This window comes from Methanospirillum sp. (genome assembly GCF_035406105.1).
GTDB lineage: Archaea > Halobacteriota > Methanomicrobia > Methanomicrobiales > Methanospirillaceae > Methanospirillum.
This window is the reverse complement of sequence record NZ_DAONKG010000264.1, coordinates 1-2994: the sequence shown is the minus strand read 5'-3', so window position 1 is coordinate 2994 and position 2994 is coordinate 1. Positions and strand designations below refer to the sequence as shown.

The following is a 2994-nucleotide window of genomic DNA, read 5'->3' as shown; positions in this document are numbered from 1 at the left end:
CCAACATTTATTTTAACCCTGTTTCAAAACACTCTTCAGATAAAACATTGTATAAAGATGGAAAAAGAAGAACTGGATCAATATCTGCGACATCGGTGTATCCTTTTGGAAGGATCCATAAATGAACATCTTTCAACAATCAGAAAGGCACTTGATGATAAAAAACGCGTTTTGGTTGTTTGTAACACGGTAAAACAGGCACAACGCATCTATAAGGAGTTATATACTCCGGATATTTGTTCTGCTCTTCTTCACTCTAAGTTCATTCTAAAAGATAGGGAAACACGGGAAAATCAGATAATTACAGGAGAACGCGATGTAAATGGCACATATAGCCTACAATTGCTTGTCGGAACACAGGCGATTGAGGTCTCTCTTGATATAGACTATGATGTATGTTTTACTGAACCCGCTCCTATCGATGCCTTAATCCAACGATTTGGACGGGTGAACAGGAAAATAGAACGAGGAATATGCCCAGTCTATGTTTTTACCAAAGGAAATGATTCTGATCGATTTATTTATGATGAAGAAAAAGTCCAGAAAACACTGTCGGTTTTGTCAGAGATTGATCTGCTTCATGAATGGGATATACAAAGAGCTGTTGATATTGTCTATTCTGATGGATTTGGAGAAAAACAGGTAGAATTTGACAACACATATCAAATGTTTTCCGATGTTTTACGTGAAATGATTCCATTGAAGAATTATGATCGAAAAGAGTCAGATTTTTTTAAATTATTTGATTCAATAGAAGCAATACCAATGCAGTTTCTCACTATGGTTATAGAAGCAAAAGAAAAAGGAGATTTTTTTGAGGTTATGAAATATACTCTTCCTATATCTAAAGGTCTTTATCATAAATTACGAAACGAAGGTCGGGTATTATATAAATCAGATCTTCTTTTTATCGATGTTCAATATGATCATGATCTTGGTATGATACCTTCATTCCAAGAAACCTCTATTATTTGATTTTCTGAGTAGTGAGTGCACTTTCAATTGGATTAACAAACCCAAATCCCATACTATTACGTTCACCAAATCCAGCATCAAATCCAAAAAGAAGTATCTTTTTCTGGATCTCAGCCAATGTACTCCATTCAAATGACCAGATACTTGCCGCAAACCCATAGCTTTTACCATCAATAATCAAACGTGAATGAACCATCTTCTTGAAAAAATACTTCTCAAATAGTAATATATCATGAATTTCAGTCCCATAAAAGTCATTATATTTTTTTGTTATATTTTCTGTTAGTTGTTTAATAAATGCAGAAAAGGGAACATTTGGTCGCCAATATATATAACGGGGTTTTCTTTCTACCTCTGGAATCTCATATATATCATAATTGTATTCAGGTATTCGGAGAATTATGGGCGTACTTACAAGAGCCCGAAACGGAAACGATTGAATATCTAAATTAATATGTTTTAGACCGACAAGGATATATTCACAATCTCCAATGTGGATTTGCGAATGTAATTGTTTCTCCAAGGTCTCAAATACGGCTTCTCCTAACCCATGCCCAGGAGTGGCAAATATTAGCTTTTGTATTTCGCCTTTCTTTTGATTTTTAAATGGAAACAGGTTTGAGAATGAAAATGGTTTGTATCCCAGTTTATCATGGATACCAATAAATCCTGATTTTTTAATGAGAGAATAGATAAATCCCTGCAATTTATGGTATTCAAGAGAAATGTCTTTTTGATCCTGAGTGTTTTGTAATTCTAATAATATTCTCATACTCTTGTAATAATTGGTTCTTCAGTAAGTAAAACCTCTGAATTTATTATTAATAGCAAGCCCAACTACCAGACTGAAAAACAAGGCAACCCCTCTATGGTAACCGGTATACAGTCACGTATTCAGTCGGATATACCCTTCAGCTCCTCTTTCCTCATATCCCCGTTCTTTGCTATCAGGTAACAGGCATACCGGGAACATGTGATATCCTCTATCTCCCGTCCCCTCCTTCGGCTGTGGTATTGGTTAGATTAAATGGCTGCTGCACGTCAATTGTGGGTTTTCATGGACTCTAAATAGTTACAAGTGAATAATTTAATTTTAAACGTGAAATACCATTTATTAGATTGACATTATACGCTGATTTCACTCCCAATACCAAGATTTCATTGTTCGTCTTCGTTTTGGATGGCTCAGGCAGCAGTCATGATCCGGAAACGATCCGACAACGATCCGGAAAGCCTGATCAGTTCTTTAGCATTACAGAAAAACCAGGCCTGAAAAAAATGTTTCTTGCTGGTAAGGGCATTTTTAATGTGTCGTTCATTCATGACCACAAATGACACGCAATCAGTAAAAATCCAATGCTTACTTCTGATTATGGAAAGAAGAACTATCTGATGGAGATAAAGGAGAGGTGTTGTATTACAGATTATTAATTCCGAGGATTTCAGCTTCACGAATACATTCCTTTTGTGATAGTGACATTGCCGGTACATTGTAATCTTTAAGTCTGCTCAGAAAAAGGACACGGGAAATTCCCACCATGCGAGCCGCAGCTCCTGACGATAAACGACCCATTTCATATAGTTTTACTGCTGCCAGCATCCGGAACTCATTTCCAATATCCTTCGGTTAACACTTCAGAGCCACAATCGTATCATCAGGAATGTGGATGAGAATATCGCTCACCTAAACCCTCCATTACAACGTATTGACTATTACTTTACTATTGTACTCAGTATCACCCATGAAAAAGGTTTTAGAATATTATCAGTCTTACAGAGGATATTCTAAAACCTGATCCAGGAATGCACTTCATGGTATAAACCAACTATCCGGCTTGAACCGAAACGTTCTGTAGTATATACATGTTTATACGTGAAAGAATTACCCATTGAATACTAATTCCCCACCCGCTCATCCAATACCATCACGCCACCCTACTCATCTGTTCCTAACCACTCTCCCCCTCTCACCGCTCACCAACCCGTTCCGTTTCTTATTTCTCATCCAATTCTCTCTCT

General features: G+C 36.7%; 3 protein-coding genes. 1 reads left to right on the top strand and 2 read right to left on the bottom strand.

Annotation, left to right across the window (positions count from 1 at the left end; genetic code table 11):
* The coding region (cas3, locus tag PLA23_RS12120; RefSeq protein ID WP_324475348.1) for a CRISPR-associated helicase Cas3' at positions 1 to 975 on the top strand (975 nt) is incomplete at its 5' end.
* On the opposite strand, the gene cas6 is transcribed toward cas3, so the two are convergent.
* Positions 968 to 1747, bottom strand: a complete 780-nt coding sequence (cas6, locus tag PLA23_RS12115) for a CRISPR-associated endoribonuclease Cas6 (protein ID WP_324330105.1) — start codon at positions 1745 to 1747, stop codon at positions 968 to 970. The genes cas3 and cas6 overlap by 8 nt on opposite strands.
* A gap of 645 nt (positions 1748 to 2392) precedes the next feature.
* Entirely contained in the window at positions 2393 to 2593 is a 201-nt protein-coding gene (locus PLA23_RS13860; RefSeq protein ID WP_324330122.1) for a UPF0175 family protein, read from the bottom strand.
* Positions 2594 to 2994 lie beyond the last annotated feature (401 nt).